General features: G+C 59.7%; 14 protein-coding genes. 4 read left to right on the top strand and 10 right to left on the bottom strand.

All coding sequences use genetic code 11. The features are described from left to right. Nucleotides 1-8: 8 nt before the first annotated feature. The 4 genes from P0D87_RS11850 to P0D87_RS11835 form a co-directional block, all read right to left on the bottom strand. Nucleotides 9-5237 carry a glycoside hydrolase family 99-like domain-containing protein gene (locus P0D87_RS11850; protein ID WP_053857631.1) on the bottom strand — a complete coding sequence of 1743 codons (5229 nt, stop codon included), beginning with the start codon at nucleotides 5235-5237 and terminating at the stop codon, nucleotides 9-11. Between the two features lie 63 nt (nucleotides 5238-5300). Continuing rightward, entirely contained in the window at nucleotides 5301-6722 is a 1422-nt protein-coding gene (locus P0D87_RS11845; RefSeq protein ID WP_053857630.1) for an ABC transporter ATP-binding protein, read from the bottom strand. After that, entirely contained in the window at nucleotides 6712-7530 is an 819-nt protein-coding gene (locus P0D87_RS11840) for an ABC transporter permease (RefSeq protein ID WP_053857629.1), read from the bottom strand. The genes P0D87_RS11845 and P0D87_RS11840 overlap by 11 nt, the downstream gene beginning before the upstream one ends. An 89-nt stretch (nucleotides 7531-7619) precedes the next feature. After that, entirely contained in the window at nucleotides 7620-7922 is a 303-nt protein-coding gene (locus P0D87_RS11835; RefSeq protein WP_149029165.1) for a hypothetical protein, read from the bottom strand. Nucleotides 7923-8582: 660 nt separating this feature from the next. Between P0D87_RS11835 and cysD the strand changes: the two genes are divergently transcribed. Further along, the gene (gene cysD / locus P0D87_RS11830) at nucleotides 8583-9479 is read left to right on the top strand and encodes a sulfate adenylyltransferase subunit CysD (protein WP_207909682.1); all 897 of its coding nucleotides are present in this window, start codon (nucleotides 8583-8585) and stop codon (nucleotides 9477-9479) included. Nucleotides 9480-9505: 26 nt separating this feature from the next. Then, nucleotides 9506-11389: a sulfate adenylyltransferase subunit CysN gene (cysN, locus tag P0D87_RS11825; RefSeq protein ID WP_321175779.1), complete on the top strand. Its 1884-nt coding sequence runs from the start codon at nucleotides 9506-9508 to the stop codon at nucleotides 11387-11389. Between the two features lie 19 nt (nucleotides 11390-11408). Here the strand turns inward: cysN and P0D87_RS11820 are convergent, their stop codons facing one another. The 6 genes from P0D87_RS11820 to P0D87_RS11795 all read right to left on the bottom strand — a co-directional run bounded on the left by P0D87_RS11820 (nucleotide 11409) and on the right by P0D87_RS11795 (nucleotide 20670). After that, complete coding sequence (locus P0D87_RS11820) at nucleotides 11409-12905, bottom strand: mannose-1-phosphate guanylyltransferase/mannose-6-phosphate isomerase (RefSeq protein WP_053857626.1); 1497 nt, start codon at nucleotides 12903-12905, stop codon at nucleotides 11409-11411. 56 nt (nucleotides 12906-12961) lie between these two features. Then, a complete protein-coding gene (locus P0D87_RS11815; protein WP_053857625.1) occupies nucleotides 12962-13927 on the bottom strand; it encodes a glycosyltransferase family 2 protein in 966 nt (321 codons plus the stop codon). Nucleotides 13928-13975: 48 nt separating this feature from the next. Beyond that, complete coding sequence (locus P0D87_RS11810) at nucleotides 13976-14554, bottom strand: acyltransferase (protein WP_053857624.1); 579 nt, start codon at nucleotides 14552-14554, stop codon at nucleotides 13976-13978. A gap of 17 nt (nucleotides 14555-14571) precedes the next feature. Then, a complete protein-coding gene (locus tag P0D87_RS11805; protein WP_053857623.1) occupies nucleotides 14572-15801 on the bottom strand; it encodes a glycosyltransferase family 4 protein in 1230 nt (409 codons plus the stop codon). A 34-nt stretch (nucleotides 15802-15835) separates the two neighbouring features. Next, a complete protein-coding gene (locus P0D87_RS11800) occupies nucleotides 15836-19183 on the bottom strand; it encodes a methyltransferase domain-containing protein (protein WP_053857622.1) in 3348 nt (1115 codons plus the stop codon). A gap of 113 nt (nucleotides 19184-19296) precedes the next feature. After that, nucleotides 19297-20670, bottom strand: coding sequence for an ABC transporter ATP-binding protein (locus tag P0D87_RS11795; protein WP_053857621.1), 1374 nt, complete (start codon nucleotides 20668-20670; stop codon nucleotides 19297-19299). A gap of 496 nt (nucleotides 20671-21166) precedes the next feature. Between P0D87_RS11795 and P0D87_RS11790 the strand changes: the two genes are divergently transcribed. Continuing rightward, the gene (locus P0D87_RS11790) at nucleotides 21167-22000 is read left to right on the top strand and encodes an ABC transporter permease (protein WP_053857620.1); all 834 of its coding nucleotides are present in this window, start codon (nucleotides 21167-21169) and stop codon (nucleotides 21998-22000) included. After that, nucleotides 21990-23441, top strand: coding sequence for an ABC transporter ATP-binding protein (locus tag P0D87_RS11785; protein WP_053857619.1), 1452 nt, complete (start codon nucleotides 21990-21992; stop codon nucleotides 23439-23441). The genes P0D87_RS11790 and P0D87_RS11785 overlap by 11 nt, the downstream gene beginning before the upstream one ends. The last annotated feature ends 70 nt before the right edge of the window (nucleotides 23442-23511 follow it).

Below are 23511 nucleotides of genomic sequence, written 5' to 3'. Positions count from 1 at the left end.
GTCCACCGTCAGTTGAGTTGTAGGAGATCGCACCGGCGCTCTTCGGAACCTATCCGTCGTTTGCCGTGCGACATTTTGAAAAGCTCAACGTACTTCGCCGTCACCATATCGATCTTGTAGCGGTTAGCGACCTCGCGCACGAGAGCGCGAGTTCTCTGGTACTTCTGCTCGTCCGACGCAAACGCTGCGATGATTTGCGAGACCGCATCCACTGGCACGGCCCAGTCTTCGAGTTCGATGACCGCGCCGGCAACTTCGTTGCCTTCGGTGAGCATGTTGCGGATATCCCCGACGTCCGTCGCAATGTAGGGTCTGCCCGCAAACAGGCAGTCGACGATCGTCAATGGAAAACTTTCGGACTTGAACTTCGTCAGCATGATGCCCATGTCCGCCGCCGCGTAATGGCCCACGGAGTTCTCGGAGAAACCCGCGAAGTGAACGAAGTCGAACGCTCCGCTTTGGCAATACTCGTCGTACACAGGACCGTTGCCCACGAGAATCAGGCGAATGTCGCGGTTCGACAGTGCACGGGCCCGCTCCACGGCCTCGATGGTCTCGGCCCAACCCTTGTCAGGAATCGCCCGGCTCACACAGCACAACACGAACGCATCTTCGGGTATGCCCATGCTCGACCGGCTCACCGGCACGATGGTCGGCGGCATCATTCCGTTCGGAATCTTCGCAAAGCGGGTCGAAGTCTCGTCGTACAGTCCGCAGTCGATAAACGGCCCCAGGTTCTTGTCCGCCGTGTAGACCCACGTCGTGACTTTCTCGTCGGCCAGACGAAGTTGCTCTTCCGTCGCGCCGAATGCGTCGCCGTGCTCGATCATTCCGTGCAACGACGCGACGTGCACGCGCAAACTGTCGTAAACGTCGGGGACCTGCGACGGATACTTCTGCAAGTGCCATTGATGCGTGTTCAACGCCTCGATGCCGAACGCACGGATAAGTTCTCTGGTCGCCGTCACGTCCGATACCTCGACGACCGGAACATCGTTGCGGACCATTTCACGAATGCGGTCGTCGTGCACCATCAAGCCGGTATTGAGGAGCAGCACGGAATGACCTTGCCGCTTCAACTCGTTCACGATGCGGATGGGAAGGATCTCGGCACCACCTGGGCTAAAGCCCATGGTCGTGACCATGACGTTCGGCAAGCGCCGCTGGCGTGCCTGCAATATCGAAAAGTAATCGTACCAACGCAAGAACTCTTCGCTATCGCCGCCGACAACGCGCAAATAGAAGTCTTCGTACCCCTTGCGGCAACGTTCGAGTACTTCGAGTGGCACATCGTAAAGTTCTGCAACGGTACGACTCGCCATGCCGACTTCGCGATAGAACACTTCGCGTTTATAGGTCGTGTCGGCCGTGCTGCCGGGATAGCGTCGGAAAAAGTTGGTTGCATCGGCGCAAAAGGCGATTTTCCCGCCGCGCAAAAGATGGAGATAGAACACCCAGTCGCCCGCCACGCGCATGGACAGCCACGACTCGTCGTTAAGAAGCGGCATGTCGACCGGCCGCCTGAAGACAACGCTACTCGCGTTTGGGATGGTGTTCTTGATGCCGAGCGCCGTCCTCACTTCGTTATGCGCCGTTTCGACGTAACTGCTATTCCACCTTTCCGGGTTGTCGAGATCGCTTACGTAGCATTCGAAATTACCGTCGATGGGGTTTTCATCGCGATCGACGAATAGCGAGAAGCTATACGCCAGCATGACCGCTTCATCGTTGAAGGCCGAAACAAGGGTCTCGAGGAACGAAGCGTCACAGAAATCGTCGCTTTCGGCGATCCAGACGAGATCGCCTGTTGCGGCCTGAATCCCTCTGGCCCATTGACGGAATACGCCGCCGGAATTTCGGTCGTTGTATAACGTCCGGCTGATTTCCGGATAGGCCGCTGCGTACTCATCCATTACTGCGCGGCTTTCGTCCGGCGAGCAATCGTCGAGCAACAGCACCTCGATATTCTTATAGGTCTGACCGTACACGCTGTCGAGGCGGCGCCTGAGAAACTGCTCGTGCCGGTAGTTCGGAACGATGACGGAAACCTTAGGCATCTTCTTGCCCGACTCGTGTCCCGTCAGCGCACGCGCCGTCTCGTTCAGGCGGTTAAAGCCCGTTCTATGGTCCGGCTCCAGCGCGACGCCCTCGTTCCAGTCGTTCCACGCGTTGATGAAAACCATGCGCCGATCCGCGGGTTGAGACGTTCTCGCATTGCTGATCGCCGCATCCAGCCACCGCCGGTACGCCTTGGGATGGAAACGGGAATAGACGATCGAATCGACGCCGCGGACCGCGGAATTATCGCGAGCCAGCGTGACGACAGGATAAGAGAAACGGTCAGGCGTACGGTCTTGCGATAGCCGCGACACACCGTTGGCCGCAACCACGCTGTAGGGAACGACATCGATACCGCCTTTGGACAGGGGCGTGAAGGTGCCGATTTCCCCGGCCACGGACAGATCCAGCGACGCTTCGAAGAGCTCGGTCAGTTCCGTGCGCGACATGTCGTCGTGATCCGCCGACCAGGCTCCGATGAACCTCGGTGCGTTCACGCCCTGTTGCGCAAGATGCTGACGCAAGCTCGCGATGAACTCGCCCATCTGCTGCGCGTTTCCGGCTACGGACATCAGCACGACCGGCCTGTCGTCGATGTGGATATAACGACGATCGGCGAAACAAAGCGCGAGCTTGCCGGCGATTGCACGCGACTGTTCGTCGGACTTTGCGTGCAACTGGACGCAAAAACGAATGTCCGCGTCTTCAGTCGCGAGCAAGCTGTCTACCGGCTGTGGCGGTACTGAACCGTCGGCGTCTGCGTCGAGGTCGAAACAGAACGCGTACACGCCATGACGTCGCGCCGCCTGCGCCTGCCAGCGCATGACGTCCTTGTCCAGCGGATCATAAAATCCTGGCTGCGTGCTCGGCAGAAAAGGCTGCAAATGCCCTTTGAACATTGGACGGCCGGCGCGCGCGACAGACCAGTCGGGCGCTTTATAGAAAGCGATCAACTTGACGTCCGATTCGATAGGTCCGAACCAGATGTCTTTCTCATGCAGATTGCTGGCCGCAGGCGCCGCGCGCCGCGCCTCACTCGCTCCAGCAATGGCGTAGTGCCAGAACGGATTGATGCCGGCCTCGCGAATGTCGCGATACGTATCGAGGTAATACCGCGTGTCGAAGTCGTCCGACGGATTGCGCCCTTCTCGCCAGCCAGATTCGCAATAGTGGCGAATCGCCTCACCCGGACTCAGGTTGAGCTCCGAATTCACCGAAACGTAATAGCTCTCGTCAAACAGTCCCGACTGCCTGATGGCGTCGACCTCGGCATCGAGGGCACTGTTCGCGATTGCATGTTCGTCGCTCTGCGGTGTCACCTGGCCGTCTGCGGCCTCGTGATGAGGAGCGTCGACGGCGGCCACGTCGGTTTGCGACGAATGCGCGACGTCGACGGATGCCGCCGTCGCGCTTGCGTGGACGATGCGCCCTTCGCGCTTTCCAAAGCGCAGATAGTGCAACAGAGGATTGACGAGCGCGCGCTCGACGTCCGGGTTATCGGACAGATATTGGGCGGTGCTGAAGGCGGGCGATGGATCGCGTCGCTCGCGCCAGCCATGTGTCAGATAGTGCCTGACGGGATCAAGCCCGGCCTCGCGCACGTCCGGATTGCTGGCGAGATAAAACGAGCCGTCGAACAGGTTATTGCCGCGAATGGCGCGGATCGCAAGACGCGTCTGCAACGCGCGGCGCGCACGCGCGATTGGCGATGCGCTGCGCATTTCGTCCGGTCGCGAGCGGCCCAATACACGGCGGTACGCTGTGGCGCCCTTGCGAATGCGCGTGGCGAGTTGCCACGTGTGAGATCCGAAAATTTCGGCGAGCCGTTGGCGCTCCGATTCGAGTTGCGCGCCTTTCTCCGCAGCTTCTTGCTGAAGCATTGCAATCTGGCGATTACCTTCGGCATTTTGCGCATCGCGTTCCGCGAGCGCGCGCTCGAGATGCCACATGTGCGCCTCGCACTCCGCAATGCGCGCTTGTCGTGCCTCGATGGTTCGTTCCAGCGAGTTCACCTGCGCGTTGCTCTGGATCGCTTGCCGACTGAGCCTGGAAACCTCCGCATCGCGTCCCGCGATGGCGCGATTCAGATTCGCGATTATCTGGTCACGCCCTGCGACAGCCGCGTCGCGGGCGGCGATGTCCGCTTCGCGATCGGTTTGCAAGGCGTCGCGCTGCGCCCGCAACGTCTCAACCTCCATCTGCAACGCGTCGCGCTGCGCTCGTGTAGCGTCGCGCTCAGACGCAGCATTTCCAAGCACTGCGATTCTTGTGTCACGTTCGCGGACGGCTTGCGCAAGTGCAGCCAACCGCTCCGAGCGCTCGCCGAGCTGCGTGTGCCGGGCGCGCAGCAGATGCACGGCCTTGAGCGCGACGTCGGCCTGCTCTTCGGAGAAGCTCTCCTTGGCCCCTGGCAACGCTCGGTCATAGCCGAATGCATCGAAGTCTTCCGCATACATCGCGCGCAGCAATTCGCCGCTTCGCTCGGTGATGAAATCCGGCTGAAAAGGAATGAGGCTCTCGTTCGCCCGATGCACGGCGAACGGATCAGGCAGGTAGCCGCCGAGCCACTCCTTCAGTGCGGCGCTCAAAGGCGCATTGTCTTCAACTTTCGCGATCCGGGAATATTCGATGATGTCCGGCCTCAGCAACGAAGCCTGCGGCATCCAGTGATGGTCCCAGAACGACGGTGCCTCGTTGCTCGCGAGATGTTCGAGAAACGCTTCGAACGCGGGCGCAATGTCCTGCCTCGAGTTGACCGGCAGATGAAAAAACTCGAACTTCGTATAGCGTCCGACCTGCAGCGGCTCCTGCAACAGCAACTTGGATTGCCACGCGGAGAAGATGCGCTTATACGGGTTTCGCACCACCGCGAAGCGGAAGTATTCGTTCGAGGTCAACGCTTCATACAGCGCGTCTTTCTCCAGACCCGTGACGTGCGGCGCGACCTTGTGCGATTCGTGAACGACGAGCTCGGGATCGGATTCGGAGCTATCGTTAATGTCGTACAGCGACTCGGCATAGCCTTCCAGCGCCGCGAACCACCATTTCAACGAGGTGCACGCCACCTTGGGCGTGGCGATATAAAACAGCTTGTGCCGTTCGGAACGATAGCTGTTCCAGCGCAGGAACTGGAACAGTTTCTCCTGCGCCGCCAGCTTTCCATCAACAACGTCACTCATTTCCCACCCTTTCCAATCGCTCGATACGCGCCAGCGGATCGCGCAGATCCGTTGTCGAATGCATTACATCGTCGGGGTCGCCGCATTGATCGCACAGCCGCTCAGATCGAGCGTCGGCTCACTCGCGGCGAGATCCACATAACCGAACGACTTTTTCCTTTCGGTGGGCGTGATCCGGAACATCACGGCATCCACAATTCGATGTGCGCATGCCGGCTCCTCCGCCGACCACACGCCGCCACCAGCGAAATACGCGCCCTGAATAAGGTTCATATTGAAAGCGAACCTCACCTTGAATTGCGTTCCTGCGCGAGCGTCCGGCACATACGAGCCCTCTTCGGGATAACGCTGGCCGGTAATCTCCGCTCCCTGGATGTTGCGGATATGGCTACCAAAGAACACGCCGGCAAAGTCCCGCGTGAACACACCCTGCATTTCCAGGTAGTACGTTTCACCCGACTGCAGCACATTGACCACGCGCCCGTCTTCGCTGCGAAATGCGATGGATTGAATCTCCGCGCCCTGCGCCGGATAGACCGTGGTGGTCTCCGGCACGAGTCCTGGATCGAACGTGGACTCGGCGTTCTTCGCTGCGTCCTGAGCGGCAAGCACGATGTCTGCCGCGGCACCTGCGGCACCCGCGGTACCCGCGGCACCATTAACGGCGCCGGCACTGCTGTCCGCCGCGCGAAATTCGCGGACCAGTGATTCGTGATCCGCTTTTGGCGCGTAAAGCAGCTTCTGATACGCGCGCACGGCTTGCGCCGCCGGCGCATACATGATGCGGCTGCCGCTGTCGAGCAGCAGAGACCGTTCGCACAACTCGATGACGCTGGCCGCCGAGTGCGAGACAAAGAGGATCGACGTGCCGCGGCTTTTCAGTTCTTCGAGCCGCGCAAAGCATTTGCGCTGGAATTTCTCGTCACCCACCGCGAGCGCTTCGTCGACGACAAAAATGTCCGGGTCGATCATCGCCTGCACCGCGAATGCGAGCCGGACCACCATGCCGCTCGAATACGTTTTGACCGGCTGATCCAGAAAGTGGCCGATATCTGCGAACGCAACGATATCGTCGAAGCGTGCTTCCACTTCCTGGTGACTGAGGCCCAACACTGCCGCGTTAAGGAACACGTTCTCGCGACCCGTGAAGTCGGGGTTGAAGCCGGAGCCCAGTTCGAGCAACGCAGCGATTCGGCCTTTCGTTTCGAGCGTCCCATGCGTGGGATTGAGGGTGCCGCAAATCATCTGCAGCAAGGTCGATTTGCCGCTTCCGTTACGCCCAATGATTCCGACGGTCTCGCCGCGCCGCACTTCGAACGATACGTCGCGAAGCGCCCAGAATTCATGAAAGTACTGCGCAGGCGCAGCGCCGATCATTCTCCGTACGCGGGGCAAAACGAATTGCTTGAGCCGATCTCTCGGCTGGTCGTAGATCTGATAGCGCTTGCTCAGGTTCTCGACCTTGATCGCGATTTCAGAGGACATCGGCAAATCCCGTGCGTGTCTTCTGGAACCAGGCGAAACCCAGCCAGGCGATGAATGCGCTGATCACCAAGTAGACTCCTAACATTTCGAAGCTCGGAACTTTGCCCCAGTACAGTACATCGCGCGCCGACTCGATTACGGGCGTCAATGGATTGAGATAGAGCAGCGGACGATATTTTTCAGGCAACGTTGTTGCAGGATAGAAGATCGGCGAAAGAAACATCAAGACAGTTGTCAGGATGCCGATGACCTGCGCAACGTCGCGCAAAAATACGCCGAGCGATGCCAGCGCCCAACTCAGTCCCATCGTGAAGAGAATGAAGGGGATCAGCACGAGCGGCAGCAAGACAACCGTTGCGTGCGGCGCTCCAAAAAAGATGCAATAGGCGATGAGCCAGACGAGCAAGCTGACGCCGCCGTGAAAAAGAGCCGACCCTAGGCTCACCCAAGGAAGTATTTCAAGCGGAAATACGACTTTCTTTACGTAATTGGGGTTACCGAGGATGAGACCGGGTGCCCGATTTATGCATTCCGCAAACAGATTAAATAGCATCAGACCCGCAAATAGCACGAGCGCGAATTCCGTCTTGGAATCGCTGGCTGCGTTCCACCGGGCCTTCATCAGGCCACTGAACACGAGCGTATAGACGGCCAGCATCAGCAGCGGATTGAAGAACGACCAAAAGATGCCGAGAAACGAACCCCGGTAGCGTCCGAGCACCTCGCGCCGAACAGACAATGCGATCAGCCTCCGGTTACGCCACAGACTGATCGCTAGCTCGCGCGGATGAACTGAAAACTTTTGCATTCGAAGAACGCCTTATGCTTTTTGAAAGAACTCTCACGACGGGTAATGGTCGCATGCTCACATGCGAACAACGAGCACGCATGCACCGGTCAGATGCGGTGATTTAACCAACGAAGTGTAGTTGGGCGGCGACAGGACAGGAAAGCGGCTTCTATAACCGCGAGATCGGCAGACACACTGGATCGCAAGATCCAACGCTGCAGACCGACCACGGCCTCGCCCGCGCGCCCCGCTGGGTTGGCTGGCTTCATGACCTTTGCCGAAGCGCAGCGATTTTGCGCCATCGCGAGTTGCGAGAACTCGCTTAGCGCGAGTGACAATAATAGCAGCAACAAAAAGGATTCGAGATCAATAGCAAGGATTTGAAGCCTTTTCCGCTTGTCGTGCAGCATGTTCTGCAATTGTCCTAGGACATGCTTGACGCAGTTCGCATTTATCGCCATTCAGCCCAGCGGGACGTTGGAAATTACCCGAGCAAGCGCTAGACTAAGGTTCAAATTTGCAAACTCCGACATATGACCGACATTGATCTTTTGGGTCTCGATGAAGAGAAGGTGTGGACGACGGAGCTCGCCTTCCAGCATCTGAGTACGCTGCTCGGCGCAGAAAGCAAGCGCACGACTGAACGGCGGCTGCATAGCCTCGAGATCCTTCCGCAAGAACTCAATGCCCAAACGCTCGTCGACGAGCTAGGGCGTCCCGCAATCGCGCTGGTGACGAACTGGGTCATCGAACGCGCACGAAGCAAGCGCCGGCTCTTGCTGTTCTCGCAGCTAGCTCCGCTGCCGGGCGGACGTCCCTGTCTCCATGCAAACGACGCAAGGGGCGGACGCTATTGGGTGCCGCTGCCAGGCGACGCGGACGCCCGCATGGTGCGCCACGCGCTCGCGCAATTGCAGCAGCATCTGGGCCGCGACCTGACCGTCCTCGCTTCCGGGCAACTGGTTGGACTGCTTAGAGATATGCCGTCGATCCCATCGATCGAATTCGTACCGCAGGCATACTCGCCGATTCTGATCGAGCCAGCCGACGACGGCGCAAGCCGTGGTCTTATTTCGCCGCACCTGAAGCGGCTCGAAAACGAGAGCATTCACATACTGCGCGAGGCCATTGCCGAGGCGCAGAATCCGGTCATGATGTATTCGGTCGGCAAAGACAGCGGCGTGATGCTGCATCTTGCCCGCAAGGCGTTCTATCCGAGCCAGCCGCCATTTCCGTTACTGCACATCGACACGCGCTGGAAGTTTCAGGAGATGTATCTGTTCCGGGACTACATGGCGCGCCGTTCGGGTATGCGTCTTATCACGCATATCAATCCGGAAGCCATCACGAAGAACATCAATCCGTTCGAACACGGTGCGGCCCGGCATACGGAAATCACGAAGACGGAAGGCCTGAAGCAGGCGTTGGATCACTACAAATTCGATGTAGTCATTGGGGGAGCCCGTCGCGATGAAGAGAAGTCGCGCGCAAAAGAGCGCGTGTTTTCATTCAGAACCGCCACACATGTCTGGGACCCGAAGAATCAGCGCCCGGAACTGTGGAATCTCTATAACGCGCGCAAGAACGCCGGAGAGAGCATTCGCGTGTTCCCGCTTTCCAACTGGACAGAACTCGATATCTGGCAATACATCCGCCAGGAAAACATTCCTGTCGTGCCTCTGTACTTTGCGCAGCCGAGGCCGGTTGTCGTTCGTCCCGACATGATCATGATGGTCAACGACGACCGATGCCAGATCATGCCCGACGAGCAAATAGAGATTCGCAAGATCCGCTTTCGCACGCTGGGCTGCTATCCGCTGACGGGTGCGATCGAATCGGAGGCGGAGACCATCGACGACATTCTGCTCGAACTGGTCAATGCAAATACATCGGAACGCCAGGGCCGCAAGATCGACACCGATAGCCCCGGCAGTATGGAAAAGAAGAAACAAGTGGGGTATTTCTGATGGCGCGAAATCCCAGGACTAATGGCTTGCCGCAGCGAACCGTCGAGCGGCCGGGCGATATCGACGCGTGGCTGGCCGAGCAATCGCAACTCGACCAGTTGCGCTTTATCACTTGTGGCAGTGTCGACGACGGCAAAAGTACGCTGATTGGCCGTCTATTGTGGGACTCGCGTCAATTGTTCGATGATCAGCTCGCCGAACTCGTAGCGGAGTCCAGAATGTATGGCACGCAACGCGATGCCATCGACTTCGCGTTGCTGGTGGACGGCTTGAGCGCCGAGCGTGAGCAAGGTATCACCATCGACGTCGCGTACCGTTTCTTCGCGACCCGCCGACGCAAGTTCATCGTGGCGGATACGCCCGGCCACGAGCAGTACACGCGCAATATGGCGACGGCGGCATCGACGGCCGCGGTCGCCATATTGCTGGTCGACGCACGGCGCGGCATCCAGACTCAGACTCGCCGGCATGCGTTCCTCGCGTCGCTCTTCGGCATTCGCCATGTCGTGCTGGCCGTCAACAAGATGGATCTCGTCGGCTTCGACCGCGCGACGTTCGACAAGATCGAGGAGGACTTCTCGCGCCTCGCCCGGCCGCTGCATTTCGATGAGATCGTCGCGATACCGGTCGCCGCGCTCCACGGCGACAACATCACGCAGAGGTCCGCGCGCACGGTCTGGTACACCGGTCCCACGTTGCTGGGTTATCTCGAGACGGTCAATGCGACCGCGCGGCCGCAAGCAGACTTTGCTCTGCCCGTGCAGTGGATCAATCGTTCGACCGCGGACTTTCGCGGCATCTGCGGTACGGTGGCCGCCGGTGCGGTACGCCGTGGAGACGAACTACGTGTGACCTCGTCGGGACAATGTGCGCGCGTCAGCGACATCGTGACATTCGACGGCAATCTCGACGAAGCTCAAGCCGGCGACGCCATTACAGTCGTTGTTGACCGTGAGATCGACGTTTCGCGCGGCGATGTGCTGACGCTGGCGTCGCAGCCGCTCGAGGTCACCGATCAGTTCAGGGCCACCGTCATCTGGATGCAGGATCAACGCGGCCTGACAGGCCGCAAATATGAACTGAAGCTGGCGAGCCAGTGGGTCGGCGCGTCGATCACCGCGATCAAGCACCGGATAAACGTTAACACGTTCGCGCTCGAATCTGCACGCGATGTCGGCATGAACGACATCGTGGTGTGCAATATCGCCACGAGCAAGCCTGTTGCTTTCATGCCTTACGAGAATTCGACGACGCTAGGCGGCTTTTTGCTCGTCGATAATTTCACGCGCAATACGGTGGCCGCCGGCATCATTCATCACAGCTTGCGCCGGTCGCAAAACGTGCACCGCCAACCATTGACCATCACGCGTGAAGATCGCGAACAGCAGAACGGACACCCGGGCAAGGTTATCTGGTTCACGGGTCTTTCGGGCGCGGGCAAATCGACGATTGCAAACGCACTCGAAGTGAGGCTTCACGCATTAGGCAAGCGCACGTATATCCTCGACGGTGACAACGTTCGTCAGGGCCTGAACAAGGACCTTGGCTTCGAAGAGGCGGACCGCGTCGAAAATATCCGGCGCGTGGCGGAAGTCGCGAAGCTGATGATGGACGCAGGGCTCATCGTGCTGACGGCATTCATTTCGCCGTTCCGGCAGGAGCGTGAAATGGCGCGTCAACTTATCGGCGCGGATCGATTCGTGGAGGTCTACGTGAATGCTTCGCTGACCGTCTGCGAAGAGCGCGATCCAAAGGGCCTGTATAGAAAAGCGCGAAATGGACTGCTGCCGAACATGACGGGCATCGACAGTCCCTATGAAGCACCCGAACATGCGGACGTGACGATCGACACGGGCAATACGTCGATAGAGGACTGCACCGACATGCTGGTGCAGTCGCTGGACTGCTGATGCGCAGCGACGCTAACGTTCAGCTCCGTCCGTACGTGTCGTCGAACCGCACAATATCGTCTTCGCCCAGATAACTGCCGGACTGCACTTCGATCATGGCCAACGGCACCTTGCCAGGATTCTCGAGCCGGTGTTTTTGCCCGAGCGGAATGTAGGTCGACTCGTTCTCCGACAACAGGAACGTTTCGTCGCCGCGCGTAACCAGCGCAGTGCCGCTCACGACGATCCAGTGCTCGGCGCGATGGTGATGCATCTGGAGCGAAAGGCGCGCGCCCGGATTGACCACGATCCGCTTGACCTGAAACCCGCGACCGCTGTCGATCGAGTCATAGTAGCCCCACGGTCGATAGACTTTGCGGTGATATCCCGCCTCGGTCCCTTTCTCCGCCTTGATACGCGCGACGATGTTCTTGACGCGCTGCACTTCCGAGGTCTTCGCGACGAGAATTGCATCGGGCGTCTCGACCACCACCAGGTTCTCCGTGCCCACACATGCAATCAGGCGCCCTTCGGAATGGGCGAAGGTGTTCACCGCTCCATCGAACATCGCCCTGCCCCGTGCAACGTTTCCTTCATTGTCTTTCGGCAACAGATCCCAGATCGCGTCCCAAGAGCCGACGTCCGACCAACCCGCGCGCAGCGGAATCACCACCGCTTCTGCCGGCGAATCCGCGTCGCCGAGATGCTCCATGACAGCGAAGTCGATGGACTCCGACGGACACGCCATAAACTCCGGCTTGCCGACGCGGAGGAAATCCTGGTCCGTCACAGAAGCAGCAAAAGCACGCTGCGACGCTTCGGCGATAAGCGGACGATAGTGCTCGACCAGCGTCAACCAGACCGACGCCCGAAGGACGAAAATGCCGCTGTTCCACCAGAACTCGCCGGACTGCATGTAGCTTTCCGCGAGGCTCAGGTCAGGTTTCTCGACGAAACGCTGAAGGCGATGCCCGCTTCCCTCGCCCACCGCTTCGCCCACCTTGATATAGCCGTACCCGGTTTCCGGCCGCGTAGGGACGATGCCCATCGTGACCACCTGCCCCGTCGCCGCATACTCGGCGGCTTTGGCCACAGCGTCGGCGAATGCTGCGACGTCGCCGATGACGTGATCGGCGGGCATGGCCACCATGATTGCGTCCTTGCCGCCTTCCGCCAGCGCGAGCGCTGCAAGGGTGAGCGCCGGCGCCGTATTGCGGCCCGCCGGCTCCAGAATGATGACGCCGCTTCGGCCAACGCGCCGGAGCTGCTCCGCCGTAGTGAAACGATGGTCTTCGCCGCACACGACGAGCACTTCTTCGGCAACCGGCCGCGTTGCGTGAACCGCATCGAGGCGGCGTGCCGTCGATTGAAGAAGCGACTCTTCGCTGAGAAGCCCGATCAACTGCTTCGGAAAGTGCTCCCGCGACAACGGCCACAAGCGCGTGCCCGAGCCTCCGGCCAGAATTACCGCCTGCAGCGGCAGCGAACCTTGCGTCGGCGACGCACTGTCCTGATGAGAAGATACCGTCGAATTCATAGTACTTTGGCGCCAGGTGATCAGCGAACAATGACCCTGTTGATGGGCCACTGCGCTCAGTTCATGACGGCTGCTCGGAAAGCCGCCGCGTTTCGGGCATCTCCCGCGTACTCGTAAAATGCAGCCCGAGTCGGAAACGTAGACAGGATTGTCTGGAAGAAACACAGCAGTTCAGTCAACTGCTTGTTTCGCAAGAAAGTCAGGAATGCAGCCAGATCCGGTTCGGCCAGCCCAGCCGAGAATAGTCGCGGACCCGAAGCGAATAACGCCTGTGCAATCACCGCAGCGATTTCGACCCGCACCTTGCTGAGGTCTTCCTTGATCGTGTTGCTTTCATGGACGCGATAAACGATATGCTCGTGCTCGCGATCAAGAAACACCGAACTCTGCGCATACGCAAACATCAGGAAATCCAGATCGTGGCAATAGCGAAGCGGCTGGAAGCCTCCCGCTGCATCCCATAGCGCACGCGAAAACACCATGTTCGACGTGGTCGCAACGAAGTTCTCGTTGAGCAACGCGAGCTGCGGCAGCCCTGTGTCTTCGAGAAAATTCGCGGCGCGGCCCAGCCAGTCGATCGCGACGCCTGCATTCTGCCGCACGCCGTTATCGTCCATGATGCCCGGTCTGCCCGCGATCAACCCGACGCCGGGACGGTCTTGCACGATGGCCCGCACTCGCTCCAGTTTGGTGGGCGCGAAGATGTCGTCCGAGTTCAGCACCGCAATGTATTCCGAGCGGCTGATCCCGATTGCACGATTGATCGTATTGTGCGCGCCAGCGTTTTCCTGCTTGTGCAAGGTCGCATGCGGCACTTTCGCCAGCATCTGCTGCGCAAGGACGAAACCATTGTCCTTCGAGCCATCGTCAATGAGGATGATCTCGTCGGCGGGCGAAGTCTGCGACAGCACGCTGTCGAGCGCGGCCTCGATATAGCGCGCGTGGTTGTACAGCGGCACGACGACCGAAATAGTCGGGGTCGTGCGCACTGGCGATGTCCGGCGTGGTTTGAAGATCGACATGATGGCGGCTGGCAAAAAAGTGACGGTGCCGACGGATAGCGCCGTCGGCTATTGAATATCGGTGTCGAAGAACGGGAAATAGCGTGACCTGTACCGCAAATCGCGCGAGCGTTCCTTGATGAAGCGGGCCGGATTGCCTGCAACGATCGTGTACGGCTCGACGTCGCGCGTCACGACCGAGCCCGCGCCGATCACCGCACCTTCGCCGATCCGCACACCCGGGCTGATGATAGCGCGCGCGCCGATCCACACATGGTCTTCGATCACCACCGGTTTGCACAAGCAGACAAAGTCGGGGTTTTGCGGATCATGCGTCAGCGTCTGAATCAGCGTGTAGTGCGACACATTGACGTTGTTGCCGATCGTAAGCGGCACGCGGCCGTCGAGATACGTGTAACGATTAATCACCGTATTGTCGCCAATCGCGATGTGATAACCGGTCACGAAACAGCCCATCGCAATACTCGAATCCCGGCCGATCCTGACCTGGCAAAACCGCCTCAGGAACCAATGCCGAATCCCGTACGGCATGTAGTTCATGAACAGATGGTTGCCCAGATAAAAACATACAGCGGGCTTGAAACGCCACCTGATGAAGCGATAAAACTCTTTTGCACGTCCCAGCATGTCGCCCTCTCGCCTTGCTAGTGGCTCTTTTGCCGAACCACGTTTTCGATGATCTCTTCATACCGTTTGACGATCTTCGAGAAGTCGAAACGCTCGTAAATCTTTTGACGGCCAGCCTCGGCTCGCGCTCGCCACTCGTCGCGATTGGACGCCATATCGTTCATCGCGCCCGCAAGCACGGGTGCGATTGCATAACTGCGCGGCGCGTAAGCCAACTCGTCCAGAAGCCTGGAGTTCAGATCCGGCGTATCGCCATACTCGTTCGGCACGAGAATGCCGATATCGTTGTTCTCGATCACTTCGGCGGACGCGCCCGTGTCGGTCAGGATCATCGGCTTGCGGTAAAACATTGCCTCGTTCATCGCAATGCTCCACCCTTCGATAAACGAGGGCAACAGGAAAGCGTCCGACACGCGATGCACGTCTTCGACATCGGGGAAATAGCCCGGCATCAGAATATGCTGGTCCAGACCATGCTCCTTGAGATACGCACGGAGCTCCTCGACATGCGGCGGATAAACGACGTTTCCAACGCAAAGTATCTTGACGTCGCGGCGCTGCGTGAGCAGATGACGCATGGCGTCCGCCATGACGTAGTGGCCCTTGTGCAAGTTGTACGACGCGATATTGGCAAACACATAATCGCTATCGGCAAGGCCCAGTTCTGCGCGCGTCAGCTTGACGGGCTTCTTTTCGCGCGCTTCGTGTTCGGAAATGATGAGGCCATTCGGGACGGTAACGATCTTGTCCGCATCCACGCCCAGGTTTCGCACCGCAAAACGTGTCGCGTTGTTCGACACTGAGACATAACAATCGACGTATCGGTCGTCGCGCGCGAACGCCTTGGCCTGCGCCGGCGAGAAAAAGGCATACACGTTGTGGATGAACGTGATGTTGGGAATCTTGTGCCGCGCAAAAAGCGGATACCCCGCATTCGAAAAATGCGACATGGCCACGTCGATTGGCAACTCGCTCAATAACCGGTCGTAGGCGCGCTGCGGGTCATCGGCCGGCAAGCCGATCACTCGCAGGCCCGCATCGCGCGCGACGGCACCCAGATGCCCAACCTTGCCGGGCGTCACGATGGTCACATCGAAGCGTTGACGGTCGAAAGCTATCGCCGAGTCGAGCACGACCTTTTCCAGACCGCCTTTGTCGAACGATGCGAGTTCGATCAGCACACCTAGCTTGCCGTCCGTGCGACGCGGCGGACGCTTCCTGAACAACGAAAAAATAGATTGCAACATAAAGTGCCCGGGGCAGTTCGTTCGATACGATCGGTTAGTGGATGTGGAACGCGCTAGGCTCGATAACGCGCGAGTTGTCGATCAGACCAACCGAGTCGAGCAACGCCGAGAACTTGTCAGCGACGCTCTCCACGGAATATTCCTCGGCGGCTACGAGAAAGCCTGCGTCGGCAATGCGCTGCCACAACTGCGCGTCTTCGTGTAACCGCACGATGGCCGCCGCAATCTCTTCGGCAGTCTCGCCCTCCAGGACGTGCTCGCCGTCGACGAGGCCCATGCCTTCGCTCGCCATCTTGCTCAGTACGCAAGGCAGGCCATGCAGCAGGCTCGACACAACCTTGCCCTTGATGCCCGCCCCGAAGCGCAAAGGAGCGACGGAGAGCCGGGCCGTGCTCATGACCTCGTCCAGGTCCTGAACGAAACCGACGATCTTGACACCGGCAGCAGGATTGTCGAGCGCACTGATTTCCGGCGTCACATTGCTGCCGACAACGCGCAGTTCGGCACTCGGCAAATTCCGGCGCACGATCGGCCAGATTTCGTTGACGAGGAACATGACCGCATCGATATTCGGCCGATGCGCGAAGCCCCCGACGAACACCACGCCCGAGCGATCGGCAAATGTACTGGCCGAGCGCACAGGCATCCGCGGAATCGGAATGCGGTGGACATTCACTTCCGGCAACGCGGCCTTGACGATGTCGTGTTCCAGCCGACTCACCACGATGGTCGCGTCGGACAAGGACATCGCACGGAGTTCCTCGCGGCGCAGCGTCAACGCATAGTCGAGCGCTTCGGGCGAGCGTTCATGAATGGCAATGCGCTCCTCGCGCAGATAATGCAGATCGACCGTGCCGAATACGATCTTGGCGCTCAGTTGCCGTTCGCGAAGCGCGCAGATCACGTGACGGGCCACGACGACGCGCTGCACCAGCACGACTTGCGCGTCTCGCGACTCTTCGAGTACCAGATGATTCAGATGATCGAGATCGGTCGCGTATTGAACCCGCACGCCCCAACGGCGCAGTGCGTCGGCGTAACTTTCGAGCGGTTGTTCTTCGAACGCTGCGATGAAGCTGACCTGATAGCCGAACGCATGAAAAATCCGCATGTACCAGAAAAGATCGGCGGACCCGGAGTCCTGGTCGGGCTTCGGCACAAACGCGTCGATCATCACGATCTTCGGCCTTGCTGCAAGCTTCAGCACGGTCCCATCGGCCCCGGCGGCAGCGAAAACTTTCTCGAATCGCTGACGAACCGACCACCGCTGGTGCGCGTCCTCCCATTTGCTGTTTGCGTCGCTGGAAGCCGCGCGGTCGACCTTCGAGACCGGCAGCCGGGTGAAGCGCGCAAAAGGCTGCAGGTACGTGTTCTTGCCGAGCGTGGACAACAACAAGCCGATGGAGACCAACCCTGCCTGAAACGGGTCGTCGTTGCCGAAGTGCCCGGCTATCGCGCGCCAGGCATCCGCGCGCATCGCTATCAAACCGGGCCCCGCGCACGTCACGCGCATGACGGCGTTGACCGCCGGGTCGTCCGGTGTCAGCCCCGCGCAGTTCGGTCGCAGCCGCGCATCGGCTTCAATGGCGGCGCCGGCCGTCTCCACGGTATCGGCATCCTTGAGAATCAGTGCGCCGAGCGCTGCCGCATCGGGGAAGCGCGCAAACGCTTCGTCGAGTGCGGCAAGCCAGCCGGGGTGAGCGACCAGCCGATCCGAAACCAGCACGACGAATTCGCCGCTCAGTTGGCCGATGCTGTCACGCAATGCCGCGAGCGACCGGGACGTGTTGCTGTCGCCCAGAAAGCCGACACCGTATTGCCCGGCGAGCTCCGTATTGGCTGTACCCACAACGGAGACTGCGTAAGGCACGTCAGAGGTATGGGCGCTTAGTGCGGCCAGACATTTCGCCAACGATCCGTCGTTGCCCGATTCAAGGACAAAGATGGTTGCGCGCGGTTGCGCCGCCTGGGTAAAGCGGGCCGGCGATTTGGGAATCGCGGGCAGCCGGCCAGCCGGCAACGCGACGCGCGAATTGCCTTCATGAGCAGGCAACGCGTTGCCACGGCCAAGCGCGCGGGCGAGTTTGCGCCTCGCGGGCCTCAAACGCGTGACGACGCCGCGCAGTGGCTCGGTAAGACGCCATGACGCGGAATGGACAAGCGCATCGATCTGCGCGCGCAATCTATCGTTTTCAAGCCTCAGCGCTTCGTCGGATGGGCCGCTCGGGATAGCCTGCTGGGTCTGCAGCGCCCGCAACGCCGCATTCGAGTTCTTGACCTGCCGCGTCAATTCGGCCAGTTGCTCATAGATCTGGGACGGCTCAACCTGCGGCACATTGGCAGCGGCATTGGCAGTCGCATTTGCGCTCGCCAACAACTGATTCAGGCGCTCGATTTCGTTGTTGCGGATAATGATTTCTTCGTTCAGCCGCACTGCTTCCTGCGTAAGACGGCCGATTTCGGCGTCTCGCGCGAGCACTGCCTCGGTCAGGCGTACGGTCTCGCCGGTCAAATGTCCGATCTCGTCGCCACGGGCAATCGTCTCGGTCGTCAGGCGTGCGATCTCGACCGCCTGATTGCCGATGTGCCCGTTGCGCGAGTGGTCATAGCGCGCGAACGAAAAGCTCCCTTCGAGAACGTCGTCATTCGGCTCGGGCAACGGACCATCGGAAGCGATCGCGACGAAATAAACCGGGTCGACCATGCTCTCCGTCGCCGTGTATTCGCCTATGTCCGTCTCGGACCAGTACGTGACTTCGCGCGCGCCTTTGCGCCCCTCGCGGAACAGCATTGAACCTGCCGTTGGCTTCTGTTCGTAAAGCACGAAGTTCTTGAAGCCGGTCTTGAGCCACTGAACGAACTCCTCGCGATCGAGCTCGCGCACATGATATTCATTCGGCGGTGCGCCAGGCGGCGAGTAAATCGGCCGATTGGGCGTCGATATGATCATCAGGCCGTTCGGGCGCAGAACACGCCGGGCTTCCTGCATGAACGCCTCGTGCTCATGGAAGTGCTCGAGTGTTTCGAACGAGTTCAGGATATCGACCGAAGCGTCGGGCAACGGAATAGCCGTTGCGCTGCCATGCTCGTAGCGCAGATTCGGTTGCTCGCCATAGCGCTTGCGGGCGTTTTCGACGGCCTGGGCGTCGATATCCACGCCCACTACGGATTTCGCCGACTGTGCCAGCACTGCAGAACCGTACCCTTCGCCGGACGCGATATCGAGCACTTCCTTGCCTTCGCACAACGGCGCGGAGAACAGATACCGATGGTAGTGTTCGTACTGAATAGGACCCGCCACGCCGGGAAGATAGCGTTCCCCGGTAAATTCATGGCCGCTCTCCGCGCCTTTGAACCGGAATGTTCTAACTCGTGTTGTCATATTTGAAATCCTGGGCTACTGGCTGACTTAGCCTGGTGAAACTGTCGGTTGTTTTTTTAAGGCCCGATCTTGCGAAGCGTGCGTGAAGCGCCGCTGCTGATACGGTCGCGGCGTCAGGGCACGGCGCTCACGTCGACATGAAGCATCGGGATGCCGAGAAGCGCGTGATGAACTCGTGAGGCGTGCGACTGGAGCGGCAATGCATCATGAACCCAGTGAAGCTGAACGTGGTTGTACTGAGTGCCTTCCGCCACTGCAACATTGATCGAAAAATGGCCCTTGGGCAGGACCGGCATGACGAACGAAAACTCCGCGCAAAGAACGGAGTTAGCCTCACAGTGCACAGGGCGGTCTGCGAAAGTACCGAACGTGTTTTCGCCGAACAGATCCTGGCCACGATCGTTCTTCAGAAAGAATCCAACGATCGGGGAAAAAAGCGATTCGCCCACATGAACCGATACCTGCAAGGTCACGGGTTCGCCGCCGACGACCCACTCGAGGCGGCGTTTCGCTTCGTCGACGAGCGCGACGTCGACGATATGCGCGCCGCCTGCTCCGAACGATTGCGACTGGCGATTGAAGGCCATGACCTGAATGTCGTTGCGCAACGAAGACGCGTTGATGAGCCCGCGCCGCTCGTCGCACGACGCGACGCTACGAGCTTTTACCGGAACCCGCCCGCTCGTGATCGAGGGCGCAGAACCGGTGTATCGGGCTTCGAGATACGCGGCGCACACTTCCTCGGGATCGCCCTGGGCCATCACATGGCCGCGGTCGATCCAGATAACCTTGGAACACAGCTTCTTGATTGTCGAAGTGTCGTGGCTCACGAAAAGGATCGTGCCGCGCTTCTTGAATTCGTCGAGAAAACGAAAACACTTCTGATTGAAGAAAGCGTCGCCGACAGCAAGCGCCTCGTCGATAACGAGAATGTCCGCGTCGACATGCGCAATGACCGCGAACGCAAGTCGCACGAACATGCCGCTCGAATAAGTTTTGACCGGCTGGTCGACGAACTCGCCAATGTCCGCAAAAGCGACGATATCGTCGTACCGTTCGTCGATTTGCTGGCGAGTCAGACCGTAAAGCTGCGCGTTCAGGTAGACGTTCTCGCGCCCCGTGTACTCCACGTCGAACCCCGAGCCGAGTTCGAGCAGCGCGGCGACTTTACCGCGCACAGCGATGTCGCCCGCCGTCGGCGCAAGCGTTCCGCAGACGATTTGCAGCAACGTACTTTTGCCTGAACCGTTGCGGCCGATGATCCCCACGGTTTCCCCGGCTGCGACCGAAAAGCTGACGTCGTGCAGCGCCCAGAACACACTGGATAGTGCGTCGACACGGCGCAATGCGGCGCGCTTTGCAAGCGCGCCCGGCGAGAACCGCGCCGCGACGCCTAACATGCTTTTCTTCAGCCGGTCGGCTGGGCGCTCGTAAGAAGCAAAGCCCTTACGAATGCCCGAAGCTTCGACTGCCAAGTTTCCCGACATATGGTTTGTTCCTTAACCGCTCTCGTATCGCTCTCCGGCGCGCGAACGCATCCTGGCCGCAGACGCGGACTTAACGGCCTGATCAGAGTGGTGCTGAGTAACCGACGATTTTACCGCGTTTCATTCATTTCACAATATGATAAAACCACAGTCGCCGATGATTCCGTGATCATGCGAACAGCCGGCCGCGCGCTTCTGCGGAGGGTCGCTGCCTGCGCGAGCGGGTTTGCGGCAATGCGCCGCCGATATTCATTTACAGCATTTACACTTCGAGACATGAGGGCCGGCTTCACGGGGTTTCGAGCGCAGCCGCTATGCGATAATGCGTACCCACCCATATACAGCTCATCTCCGGCAAGCCACTCGTTGCCGGTTGATCCGACCGCGTCGCCCGACAAGCCGGATGCCTCTCGTCAGCAGGCATCAACCGAGGGCGTGTGCCTGTCGGATGACGCCGTATCTCACTCCATCTTTGTAGAGCATCGACGACCGACTTATGCACAGTTTTAGCGTTTCGCCACGATACCTCGCTGCATCGCTGGTGAAGAATCGGCGCCTCATGTTGGACCTCGCACGCCGCGATGCAGTGGGGCGATACAAAGGTTCGTTACTCGGCATATTGTGGTCGCTGCTTACTCCGCTTCTGATGTTGACCATCTACACGTTCGTGTTCAGTACGGTCTTCAAATCGCGTTGGGGCGGCGGTGCCGCGGGCACCGAAACAGCGTCCAAAGGGGAGTTCGCCGTCGTCCTGTTCGCCGGGATGATCATGTTCAATCTGTTCTCCGAGTGCGTGAGCCGCGCGCCGACCCTCATCCTGTCGCATGCGAACTTCGTCAAGAAAATCGTCTTCCCGCTTGAGATTCTCCCTTGCGTGACGCTGCTTTCCGCCATGTTCCATCTTTGCGTCAGCGTGTTCATCCTGCTCGTGGCGGAATGGTTGATCGTCGGTTCAGTGCCGCCGACAGCGTTTCTGCTTCCAGTCGTGCTCGCGCCTTTGTGTGTGTTCATACTCGGCATCAGTTGGACGCTCGCGGCGACCGGTGTCTATCTGCGCGACATCGGACAAACGATAGGCATTCTGATCACGGCCCTCATGTTCCTGTCGCCCGTCTTTTTTCCGGTCTCGTCGCTGCCGGAACGCTTTCGCACGTTTGTCTATCTGAACCCGATGACGTATCCCATCGAGCAAAGCCGCGATGTGCTCGTGTGGGGCCACTCCATCGACTGGAGCCGCTGGGGCATCTATACCGCCATCGCCGTTCTCGTCGCGTGGCTCGGGTTCGGATGGTTCCAGAAAACGCGACGGGGATTTGCGGATGTCATCTGACATTGCCATCCGCGCCGCGTCGCTGACCAAAGGCTTCGAGTCGTACGAGCAGCCTTCGGACCGCCTCAAGCGCAGTGTCCTCGGCCTGCTCGGCACCCTGGCGCCGTTGCCGCCGCTACGGCGAGCGTTGTTCAAACGCGCCCAGGACTGCGTTCGCACCTTCTGGGCCCTGAAGGGCGTCGACTTCGAGATCGCCCGCGGAGAAACGGTCGGTATTATCGGCCGGAACGGCTCCGGCAAAAGCACCTTGCTGCAGATTGTCTGCGGAACACTGGCGCCCACCGGCGGCGAGGTGGAAACACGCGGCAGGATTGCGGCGTTGCTGGAGCTCGGCTCCGGCTTCGACGTCGAATACACCGGCCGCGAAAACATCTACATGAACGGCCAGTTGCACGGGCTGAGCCGCGACCAGATCGACGCGCGTCTCGAGCAGATCATCGAGTTCGCCGATATCGGCCACTTTATCGACCAGCCCGTAAAAACCTATTCCAGCGGCATGTTCGTGCGGCTTGCCTTCGCGGTGATCGCCCACGTCGACGCCGACATACTGGTGATCGACGAAGCGCTCGCCGTGGGCGATGCGTTCTTCACGCAAAAATGCATGCGGTTCCTGCGCCGGTTCCAGCAAACGGGCACGGTGCTGTTCGTGAGCCATGACTCGTCTGCGGTTCGCAGCCTGTGCTCGCGCGTGATCTGGCTCGACCGTGGCGTGATTCGCGAGACCGGGGAAGCCAGACACGTCTGCACCAGTTACTTCGAAGCTTTCTACCGCCAGCAGCAAGGCGAAGCCACGTCATGGGCAAGCGCCGAGGACCTTGGCGAAAGCGGGTCGGACATCAAGGCGCCGGCGGGGCTGACACGACAACCGGCGCAAGCGCAAACCGCGGATCAGCGGCAACGCTTCATTGAGAACGCGGCCGGGCCGGGCGTGACGCTCACCGCGCTCGATGTCGACCCACATAGCCTGCCCACGCAGAGAGATACGCCGCTCATCGAGTCGGTGGAACTGATCAGCGAACAGGGATCGCCGGTGAGCTGGGTGGTCGGTGGCGAGCGCGTGCTGCTGCGCATCCGTGGGAAGAGACCGGAGTCCGGCTCGTTGCCGGTGTTCGCCTTCTTCGTGAAAGACCGGCTGGGTCAGCCGCTGTTCGGTGACGACACCTCGCTCACGAGCACCGGCGACAACGCAGCGTTGCGCGAAGCGCCCGCGCTCGAGGCGGAGTTCGTGTTCGACATGCCGATTCTGCCGCCCGGCGATTACGCGTTTACAGCGCTGGTGCTTACCGAGGCTGCCCATGTTGCCGGCACAATCGCCGTACAAGATTGTGTGCACGACGCGCTGATCGTCAAATCGGAGTCAACGAGCGTGACGACCGGTCTGGTCGGCGCGCCGATGAGCAACATAGCGCTCTTCGTTCGAGATGAAGTAGAACAGGCGTGACATTCGCTTCGCGCCTGAATGACCTGAACCAATGGAATAACGCGATTCGTTCGCGCTTCAAAAAATGACG

This window comes from Paraburkholderia sp. RL17-368-BIF-A (assembly GCF_046054045.1).
Classification (GTDB): Bacteria; Pseudomonadota; Gammaproteobacteria; order Burkholderiales; family Burkholderiaceae; genus Paraburkholderia; species Paraburkholderia graminis.
Note: the sequence above shows the minus strand (reverse complement) of the source record. Positions and strands in the feature narration are given on the sequence as shown.

Coding starts and splice junctions, on each gene's coding strand:
- P0D87_RS11850 (WP_053857631.1), bottom strand. CDS start 5,237: ATGAGTGACGTTGTTGATGGAAAGCTGGCGGCGCAGGAGAAACTGTTC.
- P0D87_RS11845 (WP_053857630.1), bottom strand. CDS start 6,722: ATGTCCTCTGAAATCGCGATCAAGGTCGAGAACCTGAGCAAGCGCTAT.
- P0D87_RS11840 (WP_053857629.1), bottom strand. CDS start 7,530: ATGCAAAAGTTTTCAGTTCATCCGCGCGAGCTAGCGATCAGTCTGTGG.
- P0D87_RS11835 (WP_149029165.1), bottom strand. CDS start 7,922: ATGCTGCACGACAAGCGGAAAAGGCTTCAAATCCTTGCTATTGATCTC.
- P0D87_RS11820 (WP_053857626.1), bottom strand. CDS start 12,905: ATGAATTCGACGGTATCTTCTCATCAGGACAGTGCGTCGCCGACGCAA.
- P0D87_RS11815 (WP_053857625.1), bottom strand. CDS start 13,927: ATGTCGATCTTCAAACCACGCCGGACATCGCCAGTGCGCACGACCCCG.
- P0D87_RS11810 (WP_053857624.1), bottom strand. CDS start 14,554: ATGCTGGGACGTGCAAAAGAGTTTTATCGCTTCATCAGGTGGCGTTTC.
- P0D87_RS11805 (WP_053857623.1), bottom strand. CDS start 15,801: ATGTTGCAATCTATTTTTTCGTTGTTCAGGAAGCGTCCGCCGCGTCGC.
- P0D87_RS11800 (WP_053857622.1), bottom strand. CDS start 19,183: ATGACAACACGAGTTAGAACATTCCGGTTCAAAGGCGCGGAGAGCGGC.
- P0D87_RS11795 (WP_053857621.1), bottom strand. CDS start 20,670: ATGTCGGGAAACTTGGCAGTCGAAGCTTCGGGCATTCGTAAGGGCTTT.
- P0D87_RS11790 (WP_053857620.1), top strand. CDS start 21,167: ATGCACAGTTTTAGCGTTTCGCCACGATACCTCGCTGCATCGCTGGTG.
- P0D87_RS11785 (WP_053857619.1), top strand. CDS start 21,990: ATGTCATCTGACATTGCCATCCGCGCCGCGTCGCTGACCAAAGGCTTC.